At 51.2% G+C, this 21480-nt stretch carries 19 protein-coding genes, 6 tRNA genes and 1 other RNA gene; 15 read left to right on the top strand and 11 right to left on the bottom strand.

The window, feature by feature from the left end:
• Positions 1–84: 84 nt before the first annotated feature.
• Positions 85–1326 (bottom strand): Nramp family divalent metal transporter, encoded by a 1242-nt coding sequence (locus tag BL249_RS01095; RefSeq protein ID WP_099705196.1) that lies wholly within the window; start codon positions 1324–1326, stop codon positions 85–87.
• 360 nt (positions 1327–1686) lie between these two features.
• Here BL249_RS01095 and BL249_RS01090 point away from each other — a divergent pair, with 360 nt between their 5' ends.
• Positions 1687–2871, top strand: coding sequence for a NupC/NupG family nucleoside CNT transporter (locus BL249_RS01090; protein ID WP_099705197.1), 1185 nt, complete (start codon positions 1687–1689; stop codon positions 2869–2871).
• 165 nt (positions 2872–3036) lie between these two features.
• Here BL249_RS01090 and BL249_RS01085 read toward each other — a convergent pair.
• Together BL249_RS01085 and BL249_RS01080 are read right to left on the bottom strand one after the other, a co-directional pair.
• Positions 3037–3112 (bottom strand) — tRNA-Ala (locus BL249_RS01085).
• A 43-nt stretch (positions 3113–3155) separates the two neighbouring features.
• Positions 3156–3231: transfer RNA gene (locus BL249_RS01080), tRNA-Ala, on the bottom strand.
• Between the two features lie 415 nt (positions 3232–3646).
• On the opposite strand from BL249_RS01080, the gene BL249_RS01075 reads away from it, so the two are divergent.
• Both BL249_RS01075 and BL249_RS01070 read left to right on the top strand, forming a co-directional pair.
• Positions 3647–4435, top strand: a complete 789-nt coding sequence (locus BL249_RS01075) for a formate/nitrite transporter family protein (protein ID WP_446717686.1) — start codon at positions 3647–3649, stop codon at positions 4433–4435.
• 153 nt (positions 4436–4588) lie between these two features.
• Positions 4589–4945, top strand: a complete 357-nt coding sequence (locus tag BL249_RS01070) for a YfeC-like transcriptional regulator (protein ID WP_099705132.1) — start codon at positions 4589–4591, stop codon at positions 4943–4945.
• 51 nt (positions 4946–4996) lie between these two features.
• Here the strand turns inward: BL249_RS01070 and gltX are convergent, their stop codons facing one another.
• Complete coding sequence (gltX, locus tag BL249_RS01065; RefSeq protein ID WP_099705133.1) at positions 4997–6409, bottom strand: glutamate--tRNA ligase; 1413 nt, start codon at positions 6407–6409, stop codon at positions 4997–4999.
• Positions 6410–6688: 279 nt separating this feature from the next.
• Here gltX and BL249_RS01060 point away from each other — a divergent pair.
• From BL249_RS01060 to BL249_RS01035, 6 genes are all read left to right on the top strand, one after another.
• Positions 6689–6764 (top strand) — tRNA-Val (locus BL249_RS01060).
• A 45-nt stretch (positions 6765–6809) separates the two neighbouring features.
• A tRNA-Val gene (locus tag BL249_RS01055) sits at positions 6810–6885 on the top strand.
• A gap of 41 nt (positions 6886–6926) precedes the next feature.
• A tRNA-Val gene (locus BL249_RS01050) sits at positions 6927–7002 on the top strand.
• Between the two features lie 4 nt (positions 7003–7006).
• Positions 7007–7082, top strand: a tRNA-Lys gene (locus BL249_RS01045).
• A 28-nt stretch (positions 7083–7110) separates the two neighbouring features.
• Positions 7111–7234: non-coding RNA, RtT sRNA (locus BL249_RS01040), on the top strand.
• A 148-nt stretch (positions 7235–7382) separates the two neighbouring features.
• Positions 7383–7703: a FlxA-like family protein gene (locus BL249_RS01035; protein WP_099705134.1), complete on the top strand. Its 321-nt coding sequence runs from the start codon at positions 7383–7385 to the stop codon at positions 7701–7703.
• Here the strand turns inward: BL249_RS01035 and BL249_RS01030 are convergent, their stop codons facing one another.
• Entirely contained in the window at positions 7704–8624 is a 921-nt protein-coding gene (locus BL249_RS01030; protein ID WP_099705135.1) for a LysR family transcriptional regulator, read from the bottom strand.
• Positions 8625–8718: 94 nt separating this feature from the next.
• Between BL249_RS01030 and BL249_RS01025 the strand changes: the two genes are divergently transcribed.
• Entirely contained in the window at positions 8719–9738 is a 1020-nt protein-coding gene (locus BL249_RS01025) for a bile acid:sodium symporter family protein (protein WP_099705136.1), read from the top strand.
• 1 nt (position 9739) lies between these two features.
• Here the strand turns inward: BL249_RS01025 and BL249_RS01020 are convergent, their stop codons facing one another.
• The 3 genes from BL249_RS01020 to zipA form a co-directional block, all read right to left on the bottom strand.
• Positions 9740–9958 carry a DUF3820 family protein gene (locus BL249_RS01020; protein WP_099705137.1) on the bottom strand — a complete coding sequence of 73 codons (219 nt, stop codon included), beginning with the start codon at positions 9956–9958 and terminating at the stop codon, positions 9740–9742.
• Between the two features lies 1 nt (position 9959).
• Complete coding sequence (gene ligA / locus BL249_RS01015) at positions 9960–11978, bottom strand: NAD-dependent DNA ligase LigA (RefSeq protein ID WP_099705138.1); 2019 nt, start codon at positions 11976–11978, stop codon at positions 9960–9962.
• A gap of 67 nt (positions 11979–12045) precedes the next feature.
• Entirely contained in the window at positions 12046–13035 is a 990-nt protein-coding gene (zipA, locus tag BL249_RS01010; protein WP_099705139.1) for a cell division protein ZipA, read from the bottom strand.
• Between the two features lie 219 nt (positions 13036–13254).
• On the opposite strand from zipA, the gene cysZ reads away from it, so the two are divergent.
• The 5 genes from cysZ to crr all read left to right on the top strand — a co-directional run bounded on the left by cysZ (position 13255) and on the right by crr (position 18334).
• Positions 13255–14028, top strand: coding sequence for a sulfate transporter CysZ (gene cysZ, locus BL249_RS01005; RefSeq protein ID WP_099705140.1), 774 nt, complete (start codon positions 13255–13257; stop codon positions 14026–14028).
• A 203-nt stretch (positions 14029–14231) separates the two neighbouring features.
• Positions 14232–15203 carry a cysteine synthase A gene (gene cysK, locus BL249_RS01000; protein ID WP_099705141.1) on the top strand — a complete coding sequence of 324 codons (972 nt, stop codon included), beginning with the start codon at positions 14232–14234 and terminating at the stop codon, positions 15201–15203.
• A gap of 376 nt (positions 15204–15579) precedes the next feature.
• Complete coding sequence (gene ptsH, locus BL249_RS00995; protein WP_078003608.1) at positions 15580–15837, top strand: phosphocarrier protein Hpr; 258 nt, start codon at positions 15580–15582, stop codon at positions 15835–15837.
• Between the two features lie 222 nt (positions 15838–16059).
• On the top strand, positions 16060–17787 hold the full coding sequence (ptsI, locus tag BL249_RS00990) for a phosphoenolpyruvate-protein phosphotransferase PtsI (protein WP_099705142.1): 1728 nt from the start codon (positions 16060–16062) through the stop codon (positions 17785–17787).
• A 43-nt stretch (positions 17788–17830) separates the two neighbouring features.
• Positions 17831–18334, top strand: coding sequence for a PTS glucose transporter subunit IIA (crr, locus tag BL249_RS00985; protein ID WP_099705143.1), 504 nt, complete (start codon positions 17831–17833; stop codon positions 18332–18334).
• A 50-nt stretch (positions 18335–18384) separates the two neighbouring features.
• On the opposite strand, the gene BL249_RS00980 is transcribed toward crr, so the two are convergent.
• The 3 genes from BL249_RS00980 to cysM all read right to left on the bottom strand — a co-directional run bounded on the left by BL249_RS00980 (position 18385) and on the right by cysM (position 21407).
• A complete protein-coding gene (locus BL249_RS00980) occupies positions 18385–19743 on the bottom strand; it encodes an ATP-binding protein (RefSeq protein ID WP_099705144.1) in 1359 nt (452 codons plus the stop codon).
• Positions 19740–20423, bottom strand: coding sequence for a response regulator transcription factor (locus tag BL249_RS00975; RefSeq protein ID WP_099705145.1), 684 nt, complete (start codon positions 20421–20423; stop codon positions 19740–19742). The genes BL249_RS00980 and BL249_RS00975 overlap by 4 nt, the downstream gene beginning before the upstream one ends.
• Before the next feature lie 75 nt (positions 20424–20498).
• The gene (cysM, locus tag BL249_RS00970) at positions 20499–21407 is read right to left on the bottom strand and encodes a cysteine synthase CysM (RefSeq protein ID WP_099705146.1); all 909 of its coding nucleotides are present in this window, start codon (positions 21405–21407) and stop codon (positions 20499–20501) included.
• Positions 21408–21480: the final 73 nt, after the last annotated feature.

Genomic DNA, 21480 nt, shown 5'->3' with positions numbered 1-21480 from the left:
GAGGCCCTGGTTTGCGTCCCCGGCCGCCGCATGCTTTCGCCAGGCGATGATCCCATGATTAAAGCCGCAGTGCCGTCAGCTCAGCTAATTTTTTCCGGTGGCCATGCCGTACAACAGCCAGAGGTTCAGCGCCACCACCAGCACCACGATAACCCGACCAACATTTTGCATCAGCGCGGAATTGACCATCTGCCCCATCAGTTTTTTATTGCCGGTAAAATTCAGCAACGGCACCAGTGCCAGCGCAATACCGAAGCTCAGCACGACCTGACTCATTACCAGAATCCGTGTCGGGTCCCAGCCGGCAATAATCACGACAAATGACGGCAGCATGGTGACCGCCCGGCGCAGCCATAGCGGAATTGAAAAATTAACAAATCCTTGCATAACCACTTGTCCTGCCAGCGTTCCCACTACGGTAGAAGAGAGTCCGGCTACAACCAGACTCAGACCAAATACCAGTGCCGCCGCACGACCCAGCAAGGGATCAAGAGTCAGATAGGCCTGGTCAAGTTCCGAAATGCCGGCATGGCCACTAAAATGGAAGGCCGCTGCGGCGGTTGCCATCATTGCCAGATTGACAAAACCGGCAACCGTCATGGCTATCGCCACATCAAGCCTGGTGGAGGCGTAACGATCGGCGCGGGTTTGCACATCACCATGCTGCGTCAGCGACGAGTGCAGATAGATTACGTGCGGCATAATGGTGGCGCCCAGCACCCCGGCAGCAAGATAGACCGCCTCGGTTGTTGGCATCGCCGGGATAGCCATGCCTTTAAGCAATCCGGCCACGTGGGGCTGAGAAAAGAAAAGCTCAATAATGTAGGCGGCGGCAACAAACAGCAGCATGCCGCCAATAACCAGTTCAAGCGGTTTCTGACCGCGACGCTGTAACAACAGAATAAAGACGGTTGCCACACCAGTCAGCACCGCCCCCTGCAACAGAGAAACACCCAGAATAAGCTTAAAGCCAATTGCCGCACCGATAAATTCGGCCAGATCTGTCGCCATCGCAATGATTTCAGCCTGTACCCAGTAAAACCAGACCAGCGGGCGGGGATAGCGGTCGCGGATAAGCTCCGCCAGATTGCTGCCGGTAGCAATGCCCAGTTTGGCTGACATCAGCTGAATGATCATCGCCATAATGTTCGCCCAGACCACGACCCACAGCAGGGTATAGCCATAACTGGCGCCTGCCTGAATATTGGTAGCAAAGTTGCCCGGATCGATATAACCGATTGCCGCAATAAAAGCAGGCCCCATCAGGGCTATTTTAATTTTCCGGTTTCCCCGGCTATTTGCATCCGCCGTGCCAGTTTCCAATATCACCACCCATTAAATTACCGATAAATCGACGCCACAAGTCATCATACAGCGGGTGCTGTTTGCTTGCGGCTATCGCTATAATAGCCAACGCTAAATAAGATAGCCATGGCTATATTACTCGTCGCGATGTTACCACTTGCCGATGAGTAACGGTGATACCATCGTAGTTTAGGTGGGGTTTATTAACAACTTATTAGCACTTTTTTAATGAAGGCGTTCAGGATGTGACCGCTCAGCGATTTCCGCATCGCTGAACGATAGGCAATTGTTATATTGTGGATTTGCTCTCGTTTTTAGCGGCTTTGTTACATAGAATGTGCAGCGAAATATAGTCTGCCTCAAGTCTGGAGCCCCATAATGATGTCCCGCATTCTGCACTTTGTTTTAGCGCTGGCAGTGGTTGGCGTACTGGCTATTTTAGTCAGCCGCGATCGTCGAAATATCCGTATGCGCTTTATTGTTCAACTTCTGGTCATTGAAGTGATCCTTGCCTGGTTTTTCCTCAATTCACAGGTGGGTCTCGGTTTTGTCCAGGGATTCGCCGGGTTGTTTGACAAACTATTAAAATATGCCGGACAGGGAACCAGCTTTGTATTTGGCAACATGAATGAAAAGGGACTGGCCTTCTTCTGGCTTAACGTACTCTGCCCAATTGTTTTTATCTCAGCGCTCATCGGTATCCTGCAGCATTTTCGCATTCTGCCGGTGATTATCCGTATCATTGGTACCGTGCTGTCCAAAATAAACGGCATGGGTAAACTGGAGTCTTTTAACGCGGTCAGTTCACTGATTCTGGGGCAGTCAGAAAACTTTATTGCCTATAAAGACATTCTGGGAAAAATGTCAGAACGACGTATGTACACCATGGCAGCCACCGCGATGTCCACCGTGTCGATGTCAATTGTCGGGGCTTATATGACCATGCTCCAGCCCCGTTACGTTGTTGCAGCGCTGGTGCTGAACATGTTCAGTACCTTTATTGTCCTGTCACTGATTAACCCTTATATCGTCAACCGCGAAGAAGAGCTGAAACTCAGTAACCTGCATAAAGGACAGAGTTTTTTTGAAATGCTGGGCGAATATATCCTGGCGGGTTTTAAAGTTGCGGTAATTGTTGCGGCTATGCTGATTGGCTTTATTGCGCTGATTTCCGGCATTAACGCCCTGTTTGATTCTCTGTTTGGCATCAGTTTTCAGGGGATCCTTGGCTACATATTCTTTCCGTTTGCCTGGGTCATCGGCGTACCCGCACATGAAGCACTGCAGGCCGGTAGCATTATGGCAACGAAAATGGTGTCGAATGAATTTGTCGCCATGATGGATCTGCAAAAACTATCCGGCCAGCTGTCACAACAGGCAGAAGGTATCCTGTCTGTTTTCCTGGTTTCCTTTGCCAATTTCTCTTCAATTGGCATTGTTGCCGGCGCTATCAAAGGTCTGAATGAAGAACAGGGTAACGTGGTTTCCCGTTTTGGCCTCAAATTACTGTATGGCTCAACGCTGGTCAGTGTCCTTTCCGCTTCCATCGCGGCACTGGTGCTGTAAACGCATCACGGGCCGGTTTTCCCGGCCCTGAGCGACCACAGCCCGAGGCCATCATGTTCCCCAGGCATTTATTGCGCACAGCGGGCAACCAGCACGGAGCAATAACAGGCGCAAAAATCAGCCATCAGTCTGGCAAAACACTCATCACGGGAAAAATAAGAAATTTGGTGGAGATAAGCGGGATCGAACCGCTGACCTCTTGCATGCCATGCAAGCGCTCTCCCAGCTGAGCTATACCCCCACACCGAGGCTGTTATTCAGGACCAAACTGGCGGGATCCAATTTGGTGGAGCTAAGCGGGATCGAACCGCTGACCTCTTGCATGCCATGCAAGCGCTCTCCCAGCTGAGCTATAGCCCCTTCCTGAAAAACCGTGTCATGTTGACGGCGGGGATAATATGAAACGCGGCTAAAGGTGTCAACGGCAAAATGTGAATCTGTGCTCAATCGCTGAAAAAGCGCCCAACCCGCGCCGGCGTTAATGATTTATGCTTAGCAGCTGACAGTTTTTTATACTAACAAAATTACCGTACTGATAAGTTTATTTCTCTTTGCGCAAAGCCAATAACGCAAACCACCCGTCACGGATAATTAGCCTGCAAGCATAGTTAACGTTAATAGCATGCTAAATATTCACTTGTATTTGTTAAATTCACGTGCAAAACTGCGCACGTTTTTTACTGCCGGAAAGGCGTAAGCGCGGGATGCGCACGTTTTTATCATTCGCCCCCGGCGCTGTGTCTTCCCTTTTCGATTTGAAAAACACCAGAAAACTATGTCCTTGCATTCACCTAAAGAAATCGCGGCGGTTGCTATTCAGAGTGGCATCGCAAAACACAAGGCTTCTGTCAGCTATCTGTTAATTCTCGGTTTTATGGCTGGTGCCTTTATCGCCACTGGCTTTCTGCTCGATCTGCATGTGATTAACCAGCTGCCCGCAGACTGGGGCTCATTTGCCAGTTTGCTTGGTGCATCTGTGTTTCCGTTAGGGATTATTTTAACGGTACTGGCGGGAGCTGAATTACTGACGGGCAACATGATGACCTTACCTATTGCCTGGTTTGCCCGTCAGATCAGTGGGTTCAGCGTCCTGCGTAACTGGTTTTGGGTCACCATTGCCAATTTTCTTGGCAGTATTGCGGTTGCCTGGTTTTTTGGTCATGTGCTCGGTATGACAGAAGGCGATTACCTGAAAAAACGCTGGCAACGGCCACTGCTAAAGTGCATGCCGATTTTCTGCATGCTTTTATTTCTGCTATCGGCTGTAACTGGCTGGTCTGCCTCGCCGTATGGCTGTCGTTTGCCAGTGAAAGATGTGGTCGGTAAAATTTTTGGCATGTGGTTTCCGGTCATGGCATTTGTTGCCCTCGGCTTTCAGCACGTTGTCGCCAATATGTTTATTATCCCGGCGGCCATTTTTGCTGGCTCCCTGAGCTGGGGCGACTATCTGACAAATTTTGTTGCAGTATTTTTCGGTAATGCCGTTGGCGGCGCAATTTTCGTTGGCCTGGCCTGGTTCATGGCATTTCGTCCACAACTCACCGCGCCGACTGAAATTCGCTAACTCCCTTTCCCCCCACGATTTTTGGGGGGATTTCCCGATCTTCCTCTGATTTTTTCATTATACCCCTAACACTGAATACTCATTAGTTGTTCATTTAACACATTACTGTAATATTAATCATCGTGAACAATCGGCAGCATAAAGGATTAGGTTGTGAAAAAGGAATGGTTAACCCCGCAGGAAATTGCTCAGCAAACTGGCTATACCCGTCAGACAATCAATAAATGGATTAACCGGGAACACTGGACTACTGCGCCCCGAAAAGGCATACAAGGTGGTCGTGGTCGCAAGGTACTGATTGACGAACGCGTCCGTCAGTTTCTTAAAACATCCGCCCGTCAGGTGGCAGAAGATGGCAGCCATTACCGCCCTTCCGGACGCAAGGATCCATTAACAAACCTACTGGTTACCTCGGTACAGCAGATGACAAATGACGAACGAGAAAAGCTGACCGCATTGCTTTTACGCGAAGGGATTCTTGGTATGTTGAGTCGTCTCGGCATTGACTAGCGACAAGCTGGAAAACTCCCAGGCCCCTGACGGGACCTGGGGAATTCGCGCTTACTGTTGTTCCCGCTGAGCGATCCACGCTAACGCTTTGCCAATTCGCTCAACAGCCCGTGCCTGGCCGATTGCATGCACGGTAACATCCAGTCCAGGCGACTGGCCTGCCCCGGTCACCGCCACCCGCAATGGCATGCCTACTTTACCCATTCCGACACCCAGTTCATCAGCCGTCTCCTGAATAGCCTGATGAACATGCTCTGCAGTCCAGCTCTCTATTACCTTTAGCTTATCGCGAACCCGTTCCAAAGGCTCACGAGCAACCGGACGCAAATGTTTTTTCGCTGCATCAGCATCAAACCCGGCAAAATCTTCGTAGAAATAGCGGCAGGAAGCCGCCATTTCTTTCAGGGTTTTACAGCGCTCACCCAGCAATTTTACTAATGCCGCCAGCTCAGGGCCGTTGCGGGTATCGATATTTTCCTGCTCAATATGCCATTGTAATTGCGTAGCCACATATTCCGCAGGCAGCGTATTGATATAGTGGTGATTGAGCCACAGTAGCTTTTCTGTATTGAAGGCGCTGGCAGACTTGCTGACGGCATCCAGACTAAACCACTGTTTCATCTCATCAATACTGAATATTTCCTGATCGCCATGTGACCAGCCCAGACGCACCAGATAATTAAGTAATGCCTCAGGCAAATAGCCATCATCACGGTATTGCATCACGCCAACAGCACCATGTCGCTTAGAAAGCTTTTTACCATCATCGCCAAGGATCATTGACACATGGGCATATACCGGCACCTGCGCCCCGATAGCTTTAAGAATGTTAATCTGCCGCGGCGTGTTGTTAATATGGTCTTCACCACGAATAACGTGCGTAATTTGCATATCCCAGTCATCAATAACCACGCAAAAATTGTAGGTGGGTGAGCCATCGCTACGGCGGATAATCAGATCATCCAGTTCCTGATTACTAAAGGTGATGGGGCCACGAATCTGATCGTCAAAGACCACCGACCCTTCCTGAGGATTGCGAAAACGCACCACACAGGGCTCAGTGTCATCATGATGCTGGTGATTATCACGGCAGTGGCCATCGTAACGGGGTTTGTCGCCCTTTGCCATTTGCTCTTCCCGCAGCTGCTCCAGCCGCTCCTTAGAGCAGTAACATTTATAAGCGCTACCAGCCTGCAGCATGTCATCAATCACCGCGTTATAGCGTTCAAAACGCCGGGTCTGATAATACGGACCTTCATCCCAGTCAAGACTCAACCAGTTCATACCATCCATAATGGCGTCAATGGCCTGCTGTGTTGAACGTTCAAGATCGGTATCTTCAATACGTAACACAAACTCACCGCCGTGATTGCGGGCAAACAGCCAGGAGTAAAGCGCGGTGCGTGCGCCTCCCACGTGCAGATAACCGGTCGGACTGGGGGCGAAGCGGGTTTTGATTTTCATTCACTGCTGCCTTATTACACAAAAGCCGGCACGCGGCCGTTTTTCTGATGAAAGAATAAATAAAGTGGGCAACATTCTACCATCTGAGGATGAATCCTCAACGTTAAGCCAGCTAACCACTGTGGTTTTCTCTGCGCTGGCGTGGGATGAAGGCCGCTCTCCTGGCGGGGCGGTTTAAAAGACTGGCAGCCTGTTTAAATTTAAGACGAACAAACCGTTTCGTTTTAAAAAGCGTTGACTCACTAACAACTATCCCTATAATGCCACTCCACACAGCGGGGGTGATTAGCTCAGCTGGGAGAGCACCTCCCTTACAAGGAGGGGGTCGGCGGTTCGATCCCGTCATCACCCACCACTTATTATGTGGTTCCCGCCGTGTGAATTAAGAGAATTGAGAAGTGGGTGATTAGCTCAGCCGGGAGAGCACCTCCCTTACAAGGAGGGGGTCGGCGATTCGATCCCGTCATCACCCACCACTTCTCAGCGGCTAACTCTCTTAAAATTGCAGTAACGAAGTGGGTGATTAGCTCAGCCGGGAGAGCACCTCCCTTACAAGGAGGGGGTCGGCGGTTCGATCCCGTCATCACCCACCACTTCGGGTCGTTAGCTCAGTCGGTAGAGCAGTTGACTTTTAATCAATTGGTCGCAGGTTCGAATCCTGCACGACCCACCAATGTATTAAGGCGCCCTAAAGGCGCCTTTTTGCGTGACAGAACGGCAGGATGAGAACCTGCAGCAGGTTCGGGCCGAACGCAGTGAGACAACGTTGCGACAGCAACGGCCCGCAGGGTGAGGCGCAGCCGAATCATCCTGCACGACCCACCAGTGTATTAAGGCGCCCTAAAGGCGCCTTTTTGCGTTGTATAAAAAATTTTCCAGTGTCTCCTGCAGTCCCTTTCTATTATGACCAACGGCATCAAGTTTGCTCTCTTTTTACCGATAACCAGGATACTTAATCTTGTGGAGAGAACACATGAGCAGCATCGGAAGCATTGGCAGCGCCAGCCACCATACTGACAGCAACCCATCTTCGAAAATTGCGGCAATCTATAAGCAGATAGCCCAGCTGGCACAACAGTTAAGTGAACTCGCAACGTGCGGTGATAATAGTGAGATAACCAACGAAGAAAGCGCGATGATTGAGTCAGAAATCAAGATGCTTGAGACACTGATTGCCCAGCTTCTGGCCCGGCAAAATCAACCTGACCCGCTCAGGGCATCGGGCAGCATGGTCGCCGCAGCCGATGGTATCAACCGTCCGACAGGCAATCACCAGCTGGACGTTTATACCTGATTAAAATGAAGGCGCCCGCTGACGCTGATAAGCCAGCAATCCGGCCTGGCGATGAACTTCCTGCCAGATCGCTTCTGCTGCCGGGGTCAGAGAGCGATTTTTGCGGCGAATCAGCATCAGCGAACGATTTATTTCCGGTACCAGTCGCCGGACCATCAGCGAGCCGCCTGCCGGCAGCGGTAACGCCAGAGCCGGCAAAATAGAGATCCCAATCCCGGCTTCAACCATTGGGTAAAGCGTTGCCGGATGCCCGATTTCCTGCACAATTTCCGCCTCAACCTGCTGTTGTTGTAAGGCATTATCAATTAATACCCGGCTGCCTGATGCGTAGTCCTGAAGTACCAGCAGGCGCTGATTCAGGGCTGACCATGGCACCTCAGCCAGAGAAGCCAGTACATCGTCCTGGCGGCACAGCAGTAAAAAAGGCTCATGCAAAACCGCTTCCGATGCAAAATCGTCGCCAGGCAACGGTCCAATTACGATACCAAAATCCACCTCTCCGTTACGAATACTTTGCAAGACCCAGTGTTGCGGACGGTCTCTGAGCATAATTTTTATCTCCGGATAACGCTGCTGGCTTGCTGCCAGACATTGTGGCATCAGCTGCGCCGAGATAGTCTGACTCGCGGCAACACGTACCATACCGCTGCGTTGCTGCCCGTAACTGCGGACATCAAGTAGCACGGTATTCAGATCGTCAAGCTGACGTTCCAGCTGACGGGCTAGCTGTTCACCGGCCTCCGTCAGTAATACTTCACGGGTGGTACGGTCAAGTAAACGAATACCGATTTCGTTTTCCAGCTCCTTAATACTGTGGCTTACCGCCGACTGACTCAGGCCAATGGCCTGGCCGGCCTGACTGAAACTGCCAAAGTGAGCCACAGCAACAAAGATCCGCAGCTGACGTAAGGTATAATTCATCTATTTTCCTCATGGATGAATGCAATAAATCAATTTTATTTCTTAAAGCCGAACGCGCACAATAGCCCTTTCTCTTTTTAACCAGGTATTAACAATGGCTGTGTTTCGCCTCGACCCGATGATGGTCAAACTGATTATTACCGTCTTGCTGGCCAGCTTTATTCCGGCACGCGGCGCCTTTGTGCCTTTCTTTGAAGGTCTGACAACCGCCGCCATCGCCCTGCTATTTTTTATGCATGGCGCGAAACTATCGCGTGAGAAAATTATTGCAGGCAGCAGCCACTGGCGACTCCATCTGTGGATTATGTTCAGCACCTTTGTGCTGTTCCCTGCGCTCGGTCTGCTGGTACTTTGGTGGCATCCGGTAGAGGTAAGTAATGATATTTATACCGGATTTCTTTATTTATGCATTCTGCCTGCCACGGTGCAATCCTCCATTGCCTTCACCTCACTGGCCGGCGGTAATGTGGCCGCCGCAGTATGCAGCGCCTCGGCATCAAGCCTGCTTGGCGTTTTTGTCTCGCCGCTGCTGGTCGGCTTGCTGATGAATATTCACCAGCACAGTAGCGCTATGAGCAGTCTGGAACAAATTGGCAAAATCATGCTGCAGCTGCTGCTGCCCTTCGTTCTGGGCCATCTCGCGCGCCGCTGGATTGGTCAGTGGGTTGAACGACACCGCGGCCTGATAGCTCAGACCGATCAGTCATCGATTTTACTGGTGGTATATACCGCCTTTAGCGAAGCGGTTGTTAACGGTATCTGGCATCAGGTTGGCGTGGATACCCTATTCTGGATTCTGGCGGGCAGCCTGCTGCTGCTGATAACGGTGCTGACGATAAATCTGCTGGCGTGCCGGCTATTTGGCTTCAGCCGTCCGGATGAAATCACCGTGCTGTTTTGTGGCTCGAAGAAAAGCCTGGCTAACGGGGTCCCCATGGCCAACATCCTCTTCCCTGCCGCGACTATCGGCATCATCGTTCTGCCGCTGATGATTTTTCACCAGGTTCAGCTGATGGTGTGTTCGTTTATTGCCCAGCGTTATAAAAAGGTGGGACAAAAAGCTGCACAACAGCAGAAAAATTTTGCCAGAGAGACTTCCGACATAGAGTCATAAATCATTCAGTACGCTGGAGGGGTTTAATCAGCCCTTCCAGCCCTTCAATTTTGATCGTCAGCGTCATCTGCATCAGATCGCCAAGCCGGCCGGCGGGGAACTCAGCTTTACGGGCAAACCACAGCAGATAAGGTTCCGGTAAATCGATAAGCCTGCGCCCTTTATATTTGCCAAACGGCATTGTGGTATTGGCAATTTCCAGCAAATCCGCTTTTTCCATATTATTCCCCCAGCAGACGCAGCATTTCAGCCTCATCAATCACGTTCACACCCAGCTCAGTTGCCTTCACCAGTTTAGAACCCGCCGCTTCCCCGGCAATCACCAGATCGGTTTTCTTTGACACGCTGCCGCTGACTTTGGCACCCAGCGCCGTCAGACGTGCTTTCGCATCATCACGGGACATCAGGGTCAGCGAACCGGTCAGGACAACGGTTTTTCCGGCGAACGGACTGTCGATATCCTCTGCTCTGATAACTTCAACCGCTGGCCAGCGGATACCGGATTCCTCGATCAGCTGACGAATCACTTCACGATTGCTGGCTTCATCCATAAAATTACGCACATGACTGGCGACCACCGTGCCGACATCCTGCACAGCAATTAAATCCTCCAGCGAGGCCGCCATCAGCGCATCAAGCGAGCCAAAATGCGTCGCCAGATTTTGTGCTGTCGCTTCGCCCACCTCACGAATCCCCAACGCATAGAGAAAACGTGCCAGGGTGGTTTGTTTGGCTTTTTCCAGCGCCGTAATCAGGTTTTGTGCCGACTTTGCGCCCATGCGGTCGAGAGCAGCAAGCGTAGTGGCCGTCAGACGAAACAGATCAGCAGGCGTTTTCACATATTCCTTTTCCACCAGCTGGTCGATTATTTTGTCGCCCATACCGTCAATATCCAGCGCACGGCGGGAAACGAAATGTTTCAGCGCTTCTTTGCGCTGCGCGCCACAAATCAAGCCGCCGGTACAACGGGCCACGGCTTCCCCTTCCACGCGCTCAATATCAGCGCCACACACCGGACAGTGAACGGGAAAAACCACTTCACGGGCATCTGAAGGACGGGCACTGCTAATGACACCGACCACCTGCGGAATCACATCACCGGCACGGCGGATGGTGACACTGTCGCCAATGCGCAGACCAAGCCGTTCAATTTCATCGGCATTATGCAAGGTCGCATTGCTGACCATAACGCCGGCTACCTGTACCGGCTCCAGCCGCGCCACTGGCGTAATCGCCCCGGTGCGTCCGACCTGAAATTCCACGTCACGCACCCGGGTAATCTGCTCCTGGGCGGCAAATTTAAAAGCCACGGCCCAGCGCGGTGCCCGCGCGACAAAACCGAGTTGCTCTTGCAAATCCTGTGAGTCTACTTTTATCACCACGCCATCAATATCAAAACCAAGCCCGGCACGTTCAGCTTCGACCTGATGGTAAAAATTCAGCACGGCGTCAGCGCTGTGGCATAGCCGGATACGATCGCTGACCGGCAATCCCCATTGTTTAAATTGTTGCAGTCGCTGCCAGTGGCTGGCGGGGAGCGTGCCCCCTTCCAGCAACCCCAAACCGTAACAAAAAAAGGTTAACGGGCGTTTGGCGGTAATACGCGGGTCAAGCTGGCGTAACGAACCGGCAGCAGCATTACGTGGGTTAGCAAAAACTTTACTGCCGCTACGGCGTGCTTCGGCATTAAGCTTTTCAAAACCGGATTGCGGCATAAAAACCTCACCGCGGATTTCAACCCGGGCGGGAATATTCTCCCCCTGCAGACGCAGCGGGATCGCCCGGATAGTGCGCACATTGGCAGTAATATTTTCACCGGTAGTGCCATCGCCACGGGTGGCTGCACGGGTCAGCACACCCTCTTCATACAAGATGCTTACCGCCAGCCCATCCAGCTTAAGTTCACAGCAAAACGCAATCTCATCACTGCTTTTTAGCCGATCCTGAATCCGTTTGTTAAACGCCAGATAACCGGCTTCATCAAACACGTTATCCAGTGACAGCATTGGCATCTCATGCCGGACCGGCTGAAAAGCAGTCAGCGGTGCGGCACCCACTCGCTGGGTGGGCGAGTCTGCCGTCACCAGCTGAGGATATTGTTCTTCCAGCTGGCGCAATTCACGCATCAGCCTGTCATATTCCGCATCCGGAATTTCCGGAGCATCCAGCACATGATAAAGATATTCATGATGACGTAACGTGGTACGCAGCTGAGTAATCTGGCTTTCAATTGAGTGCATAACTTACCATCAGCGATAAAAAACCCCCGGCTAGCGGGGGTTCGGTTAATTCATATGCCGTTACAGCTTACCCTTTCTTTTCCACAACGTCACGAATGCGCGCTTTGTAGGTTTCCAGCTTCTGCGGCGTCATCATACGACGTTCATCATCCAGCACCACGCCACCAACATCATCGGCAATACGCTGGGCAGATTGCAGCATCAGCTTAAAGTTCTGGTTAGCATCACCGTATGACGGCACCATCATAAAAATAGAGACGCCTGGCGTAGAAAAATCTGCCATGGCATCAGGATTAAACGAACCTGGTTTGACCATGTTAGCCAGACTGAACAGCACCGGTCCACTGCCTGCGGGGTTAAGGTGGCGATGGAAAATATTCATCTCACCAAACTGGAAGCCTGCCTGCAAAATGCCCTGCAACAATACGTCACCGTTCAGTTCACCGCCGGCATGGGCAGCAACGTGCAGAATTAATACCGCTTCTTTCTTCGTGTCTTCTTCCTCAGCCGGTTTTTCCACCGCGGGCGCGTCCTGCTGCTGCCGGGGGGCAGGCGCCGCGCTGAAAGCCGGTGCTGATGGCGCATCACTGTTGTGAGATTGTCCATCCGCAGGTTCCGCTGACCGGCCGGGGTGAGGTTCCTGCTCTGGTCGGATATCGGCCGAATCAGGCGGGTTATCTGACCAGTCGGTGTCACGGTCGAGCAACGGATCGCGTGAAGACGCTGGCGCCGGTTGCGGGACCACCGGTTGTGGCGGCTGACGGCCGCTTTCAGCAGGGGGAACACCCCTCTCCTGGCGGGCAACGTCACGGGCAGGTTCGGTATGCAGATCAGGCAACGGATCGGCAGTGGGTTCTCTGCGACGAACACGAACTTCACCGACACCTTCATCGCTTTCATCAGCGAAATCAGTCCGTTCCTGCTTTATGCGTTTATGCGGGCGATCGCGAAATACCGTCGAACGCTCTTTACGGCTGGTCCACAAGCCGTGAAGAAGCAATGCGATTATGGCGATCGCGCCAACAACGATTAATATCAGACGCAAATCCTGCATCATTGTATTCTCTGTTGTTCCAATACCTTGCCACCACGGCAAACTTTATCCTCTAACTGTATTTGCCCCGCTTCACAAGTGCAAGTCTACGCACTATTTTCTAACAAATAAGATAGATTCAGGCCGTCTTTTTGGCGTTTTTTCGCGCAACAGTCTGCCAAAGAGACCTAAAACATAGGTTATGATGGCGCCCGTCAGAGCGAAAATGGAGATTTGAGGCACATGGTCAACCGCAATCCGGTTTCTGTATACAGCGGCAGCCACTATTTTTTTCAGGGCTGGAAACTTATCCGTCAGCCCGGCATTCGTCGCTACGTTTTGCTACCGTTGCTGGTCAATATTCTGCTGATGGGCGGCGCCTTTCTCTGGCTATTCCATAAGCTTAATAGCTGGATACCGCTGATGCTGGCTCACGTACCAGGCTGGCTTCAGTGGCTGAGTTATCTGCTGTGGCCGCTTACCGTAATATCAATGCTGTTAGTGTTCAGCTACTTTTTTTCCACGCTGGCTAACTGGATTGCTGCACCGTTTTGCGGTTTGCTGGCCGAACAGCTTGAAGCGCAGCTTACCGGCGAGTCCGCCCCGGATATCAGCTGGATGGAAATTGTTAAAGATACGCCGCGTATTTTGTGGCGGGAATGGCAAAAATTTGCCTGGTATCTGCCACGGGCACTGGTATTACTTCTTCTTTATTTTATTCCCGGGATTGGGCAAACCCTGGCGCCTGTACTATGGTTTTTATTCAGTGCCTGGATGCTTACCATCCATTATTGCGATTACGCTTTTGATAATCACAGGATCGATTTTCCCCGTATGCGCAAAGCGTTACGGCAATATAAAAGCGATAACATGCAGTTTGGCGCACTGGTCAGTTTTTGTACGCTGATACCGCTTCTTAACCTGGTGATTATGCCGGTGGCGGTATGTGGCGCAACGGCGATGTGGGTCGATAAATACCGTACAACGCTGAGTACACAAACTCCCCGCCGCCAGTAAGACAATCTTTGCCTGCTCGCTATTATCGGGCAGGCCCGCAACTTCTTAATTTCTTATATTTATTGTGCTTATTGCTGCAATACCTTTTATTATTATGCTTATTGCTGCAATACATATCTATAGATGATTTCTTCACTTCCGCAGCGATCGCGAATGAGTATGCTGTCAGGGTTGCCACAATTTCATACAGTTAAGGACAGGCCATGAGTAAGATTTACGAAGATAACTCGTTAACAATCGGTCATACGCCGCTGGTTCGACTGAACCGCATCGGAAACGGTCATATTCTCGCTAAGGTTGAATCACGTAACCCTAGTTTCAGCGTCAAATGCCGCATCGGTGCCAATATGATCTGGGACGCAGAGAAACGTGGGATCCTGACGCCGGGCATTGAACTGGTTGAGCCAACCAGCGGTAATACCGGTATTGCTCTGGCCTACGTTGCCGCTGCCCGCGGCTACAAGCTGACCCTGACTATGCCAGAAACCATGAGTGTCGAACGCCGCAAGTTGCTGAAGGCACTGGGAGCCAATCTGGTGCTGACCGAAGTGGCAAAAGGGATGAAAGGCGCCATCGCCAAAGCGGAAGAACTGGTGGCACAAAACCCGGATAAAACCATTATGCTGCAGCAATTCAGTAATCCAGCTAACCCGGAAATTCATGAAAAAACCACCGGCCCTGAAATCTGGGATGATACCGACGGTAACGTTGATGTATTTATTTCCGGTGTCGGCACCGGTGGCACCCTGACCGGCGTCAGTCGCTATATTAAAAACGTCAAAGGTAAAAAAGATCTGATCACCGTAGCGGTAGAACCGGCTGATTCACCGGTGATTGCCCAGGCACTGGCTGGCGAAGAGATCAAGCCCGGTCCGCATAAAATTCAGGGCATCGGCGCCGGATTTATTCCGGGTAATCTCGATCTTAAACTGGTTGATAAAGTTGTCGCTATTACCAACGAAGAAGCCATTTCGACTGCCCGGCGGCTGATGGAAGAAGAAGGCATTCTTGCCGGTATCTCGTCTGGCGCCGCGGTCGCCGCTGCGCTGAAGCTGCAGCAGGATCAAGCCTATGCTAACAAGCAGATTGTGGTCGTGCTGCCTTCTTCGGGCGAGCGTTACCTCAGCACCGCGCTGTTTGCCGATTTATTCACTGAGAAAGAACTTCAACAGTAAACAAACCGCTATGCGTTATTCAAAAAAGCACCCGCCCGGGTGCTTTTTTTGTGGGTTGCGTCAAGTTTTTACACAAATCCAGATTGCTTTTCTGTCGTCAGATTGGTATTTAAGCAGCCAATTATTTCGAAGCAAAAAATTAATCGCAGTATCTATATCCACTGCTGGATCGATTTCCAGATTATTCAGGCTCCACTTTCAGGCATAATAGGAGTCATCGAAGCTTAGCTGGGCTGACCGCTTCGCTTCAAAACGTTTAACTGCGCGTTTTTCGTCTTTTTTTTGGCTACGACAACGCGATTTGATAGGGCTAAAATCAGGCTCCAGGCTAGACTTTAGATCCTCAACACCACACCAATTTTATTGGGGAAATACCATGTTCCAGAAAGAAGTGACTATCACCGCACCTAACGGCCTCCACACCCGCCCGGCAGCCCAGTTTGTTAAAGAAGCAAAAGCTTTCCAGTCAGAAATCACGGTGACCTCCAACGGTAAATCCGCCAGCGCCAAAAGCCTGTTCAAACTGCAGACCCTCGGCCTGACTCAGGGTACAGTGGTCACTCTTTCCGCCACCGGTGAAGACGAACAACAGGCAGTTGAACATCTGGTTAAACTGATGGCTGAACTGGAATAACCATTCCCATTCAGCATTTGCTGCATGGCCTGGCCTGCTAACCATCTGATTATTTGATCGCGGACGGTACGTCCGCGTTGTTGCTTTAGTAAAGTTTCCCATTCACTTGAATAGCAACCTGGCGGTTAGCCCCTCGGTCGTACCGCCATGCCGGGTATTTTAAACGATGTATTCATCGCTTAACCTGATCAGGTGATTCACAAGATTATAAAAGGTAGGGTTATGATTTCAGGCATTTTAGCATCACCAGGTATGGCTTTCGGCAAAGCGCTTTTGTTGAAAGAAGATGAAATTGTCATCAACCGGAAAAAAATTTCCGCCGAACAAACTGACGCAGAAGTTAAGCGTTTTCTTGACGCCCGCGCCAAAGCCTCAGCACAACTTGAAGCGATAAAAATCAAAGCAGGTGAAACCTTCGGCGAAGAAAAAGAAGCAATCTTCGAAGGCCATATCATGCTGCTGGAAGATGAAGAGCTGGAGCAGGAAATCATCGCGTTAATCAAAGATGAACTGGCTTCAGCCGATGCGGCAACCTACTCCGTTATTGAAGGTCAGGCTAAAGCACTGGAAGAGCTGGACGACGAGTATCTTAAAGAACGTGCCACTGACGTACGTGATATTGGTAAACGCCTGCTGCAAAATATTCTTGGTCTGCACATTGTCGACCTCAGTGCTATTCAGAGCCAATCGATTCTGGTGGCTAAAGATTTGACGCCATCTGAAACCGCACAATTAAATCTTAAAAACGTGCTGGGCTTTATTACCGATATAGGTGGCCGGACTTCCCATACTTCCATCATGGCTCGCTCACTGGAACTGCCTGCTATTGTCGGTACCGGTAACATTACTGCCACGGTTAAAAACGGCGATTACCTGATCCTCGATGGCGTTAATAATCAAATCTATATTAATCCCAGCGACGAGAAAATCGACGAGCTTAAAGCGGTTCAGGAACAGTACCTGGAAGAAAAAAATGAGCTGGCAAAGCTCAAAGATCTGCCGGCCATTACGCTGGATGGTCATCAGGTTGAAGTGGTCGCCAATATTGGCACCGTACGCGATATCGCCGGGGCTGAACGCAATGGCGCAGAAGGGGTTGGTCTGTATCGTACCGAATTCCTGTTTATGGACCGCGATTCACTGCCTGGCGAAGAAGAACAATTTCAGGCTTACAAAGCCGTTGCTGAAGCCATGGGATCGCAGGCGGTTATTGTGCGCACCATGGACATTGGCGGCGACAAAGATTTGCCTTATATGAACCTGCCAAAAGAAGATAACCCCTTTCTTGGCTGGCGTGCTATCCGCATTGCCATGGATCGTACCGAAATTCTGCATGCGCAGCTGCGTGCCATTCTTCGTGCATCGGCCTTTGGCAAACTGCGCATCATGTTTCCCATGGTGATTTCGGTTGAAGAAGTACGCATCCTGAAAAATGAACTGGAAACCCTTAAAACCCAGCTGCGTAATGAAAACAAGGCGTTTGATGAAAGCATAGAAGTCGGTATCATGGTTGAGACGCCCGCTTCTGCGGTAATCGCCCATCATCTTGCAAAAGAAGTCGACTTCTTTAGTATTGGCACCAATGACCTGACACAGTACACTCTGGCCGTCGACCGGGGTAACGATCTGATCTCTCATCTCTACAACCCCATGTCACCGTCTGTACTGACGCTTATCCGCCAGGTTATTGACGCTTCCCATGCGGAAGGTAAATGGACCGGCATGTGTGGTGAGCTGGCAGGAGATGAACGTGCTACACTGTTATTACTGGGTATGGGCCTGGACGAATTCAGTATGAGTTCCATTTCTATCCCACGCATCAAGAAAATTATTCGTAATACGACTTTCAAAGATGCGAAGGCATTGGCAGAACAGGCTCTGGCTCAATCCACCGCCGAAGAGTTAATGAATCTGGTCAACAAATTCATTGAAGAAAAAACACTCTGCTGATACCGCGAGACGCTGACCCAAAATTACAGCTTAGGAGAAGATCATGGGTTTGTTTTCTAAACTTTTTGGCGATAAAACGGATAGCACCTCAGGCACCATTGAGATTGTCGCACCGTTATCAGGCGAAATCGTTAACATTGAAGACGTTCCCGACGTGGTGTTTGCCGAAAAAATCGTTGGTGATGGCATCGCGATCAAACCCACAGGGAACAAAATGGTTGCCCCCGTCGACGGTACCATCGGCAAAATTTTTGAAACTAACCATGCTTTCTCAATCGAATCGGACAACGGCATTGAGCTGTTTGTCCATTTTGGCGTTGATACCGTAGAGCTGAAAGGCGAAGGCTTTAAGCGCATTGCGGAAGAAGGCCAGAAGGTAAGTAAAGGCGATGTCGTCATCGAATTCGACTTACCGCTACTCGAAGGGAAAGCAAAATCAACGCTGACGCCGGTGGTTATCTCTAATATGGATGAGATTAAAGAACTGGTTAAGCTGTCTGGTGCGGTAACTCTGGGTGAAACAGCAGTTATGCGTATCCGTAAATAGTCAGCACCCCCACCGGTATACATAGACGGCACCCTGAGGGTGCCGTTTTTTTATTGTGACGCAGTCCAGTGTGGTAAGCGAATGATCAATACCAGCCCCCCCTGCTTATGATTGATTGCCTGCACCTCACCGTGATGTGCCAGTACAATCTTGCGCACAATGGAAAGACCCAGACCATATCCTTTGCCCATCAGCGGAGAGTTAACCCGGACAAAAGGGTCGAAAATGCTGGAAAGCTTATCAGAATCCACGCCGGGTCCGCGATCGCGCACGCTGATCACCAGCCAGTCGGTATCATGACGCAGGCTAACATCGACCTGCTCCCCTTGCTGTGAAAAACGCAGCGCATTACGCAGGACATTCTCTACCGCGCGCCGGATCAGCTCTGCATTACCCCGTACCGTATAATCCGCCGGCTGATCGCAGGTCAACACAATTTCCACCCCCGGCACCTGCGCCTCATAGCGCACATCGTCGGTTACCGCTTCCACCAGTCCCAGTAAATCGAAGTAGCGTTCTTCCGGCTGACTGTCATAACCGGCGCGGGAGAGAGTCAGTATCTCACCAATCATCTTATCTAACCGGCGCGCTTCTTCGTCAATTCTGTCCAGCGAACCTTCAACATTGTCGGGAAGCTGACGCGCCAGCCCGGTCGCCAGCTGCAGGCGGGCCAGCGGCGATCGCAGTTCATGAGAAATATCGTGCAGTAATGCTTCGCGGGAATTAATCAGCGCCGACAGCCGTTCAACCATGGCATCAAAATCTTTTGCCACTACCGAAAGTTCATCGTGGCGGCCACGCATATCGGGATACAACCGTACCTCAAGGTCGCCAGCAGAGATACGGGAAAAGCCCTGACTAAGCTGGCGCATTGGCCTGGTCAGATTCCAGGCCAGAATCAGACTGAACAACAGGCCGCCTACGCCGGCAATAAAAAACATCGGCATCGGAATATTCAGGATATGCGGATGAGGTCCGCCATTGATATCGTTGTCGTTACGCAGCCCTTTTACGTCATAACGTAGCCGGTAATGCGTACCATCCGCCACCGTGACCCACTCAACAACTTCATCAGGCAGGGTTGCCGCGCGGTCGAAACTCATCACAGAGGGTTGCGGTGTCTCCTGCGGCAGGTTATCTACCTGCATCACCGAAAAAAAACGCTTATCATCAGGCTGCCAGTCAGCCATCATATCGTTGAGTGCCGCCAGACCGCCACGCTGTAACACCGAGACGGCCGATGCCATCTGTATATCGACAATACGCCGGGCAACCTTATGCTCTGGTGGTTCATGGTTACGGCCATAAAACTGGAATCCCAGCCATAACAACTGGCTGACCATAATAAAAGTCAGCCAGAAACCAAACAGGATTTTCCAGAACAGGCGACCACGTAAGCGTGCTTTCATCGGATCCGGTAGCCAATACTGCGGACGGTCTCAATATTGACTTTGTCGTGTGTCAGCGCGGAAAGCTTCAGACGAATATTACTGATGTGAACATCAACACTGCGATCGTATGCTTCCCGCTGCCGGCCAAGGCCCTTTTCGGAAAGCTCATCTTTGGATACCACCCGATCCGGTGAGCGTATCAGTAAATCAAGCAGATTAAATTCCGACGCAGTCAGGTCGAAAGACTTACCTTGCCATTCACTGATGCGTGTGGCCGGATTAAGAGTCAGATCCTGCCACTGCACAATCTCTTTTTTATCATAAATTACCGGGGTATCTTCGACGCGACGCAGTACCGCCCGCAGGCGTGCTACCAGTTCACGCGGATAGCAGGGCTTAGGGACATAGTCATCCGCACCCATTTCAAGACCAATTACCCGGTCGATATTGTCACCTTTTGCCGTTAGCATGATCACCGGCAAACGTCGGTTCTGCTGGCGGATCTGGCGTAACACATCAATACCACTCATATCCGGCAACATAATATCAAGAATAACCGCGCCGTACTCAGACGACAGCGCGCCCTCAATACCGGCTTTGCCACTCAGTACCAGCGAAGTATCAAACCCCTCGGTAATCAGGTACTGACTTAGCATGGTTCCCAGTTCAACGTCATCATCAACCAGCAAAATCTTCATTGTGACTCTCATCTGCAGCTCATTTGGCTATTGTGACCCGCGGCCGGCTGATTTTCAGCCAGTTTTACGTTATTCTTACAGTCCGCCGTCCTGGGACGATGCACCGCTGAATACCCCGGTCGACAAATAGCGATCGCCCCGATCACAGATAATAGCAACGATTTTGCTTCCTGGCAGAGCATGGGCAATGCGCAATGCTCCTGCCACCGCGCCACCGGAACTGGCGCCACAAAAAATGCCTTCCCTGCTTGCCAGCTGACGCATAATATCTTCAGCTTCATACTGGCCGATATCCAGTATTTCATCCACCAGGTCCGGGCGAAAAATACCCGGCAGATAATCCGGCTGCCAGCGACGAATACCCGGAATATTGCTGCCTTCAGCCGGTTGCAAACCGACAATCTGCACCCCGGCTCGCTGTTCTTTGAGATAGCGGGCGACCCCGGTAATGGTGCCGGTGGTCCCCATGCTGGAAACAAAATGCGACAGCATGCCGTTGCTTTGCTGCCAGATTTCAGGGCCGGTCGTCAGATAGTGCCCCAGCGGATTGTCCGGGTTATTAAACTGATCGAGTACTTTACCTTCACCGCGCGCTGCCATTTCCTGCGCCAGATCCCGCGCCCCTTCAATGCCCGCCGTATGACTAACCAGTACCAGCTCAGCGCCGTAAGCCGCCATCGCTGCGCGCCGCTCTTCACTCATATTATCAGGCATCAGTAAGCGCATTTTGTAGCCTTTCATCGCGGCAATCATCGCCAGCGCGATCCCGGTATTGCCGCTGGTCGCCTCTATCAGCAAATCGCCTGGCTTAATATCTCCACGCGCTTCAGCCTGCTGAATCATAGAGAGTGCGGCCCGATCTTTCACCGAACCCGCCGGATTATTGCCTTCCAGCTTTACCCAGATTTCACTGCCGTTATCCGGCGTCAGGCGCTGCAACTGCACCAGAGGTGTACTACCAATCGTTTTTTCAAGCGTCGTCACGATACGGTTCCTGACAAGCCCTAAGGCAGATAATAAAGACAGGCTAAACTGGTTTTCGCCAGACCCGCAAGAA

The sequence above is a fragment of the Erwinia sp. OLFS4 genome (assembly GCF_002752165.1).
Classification (GTDB): domain Bacteria; phylum Pseudomonadota; class Gammaproteobacteria; order Enterobacterales; family Enterobacteriaceae; genus Izhakiella.
The sequence above is the reverse complement of the archived record's forward strand: the minus strand, read 5'-3'. Positions and strand labels throughout refer to the sequence as shown.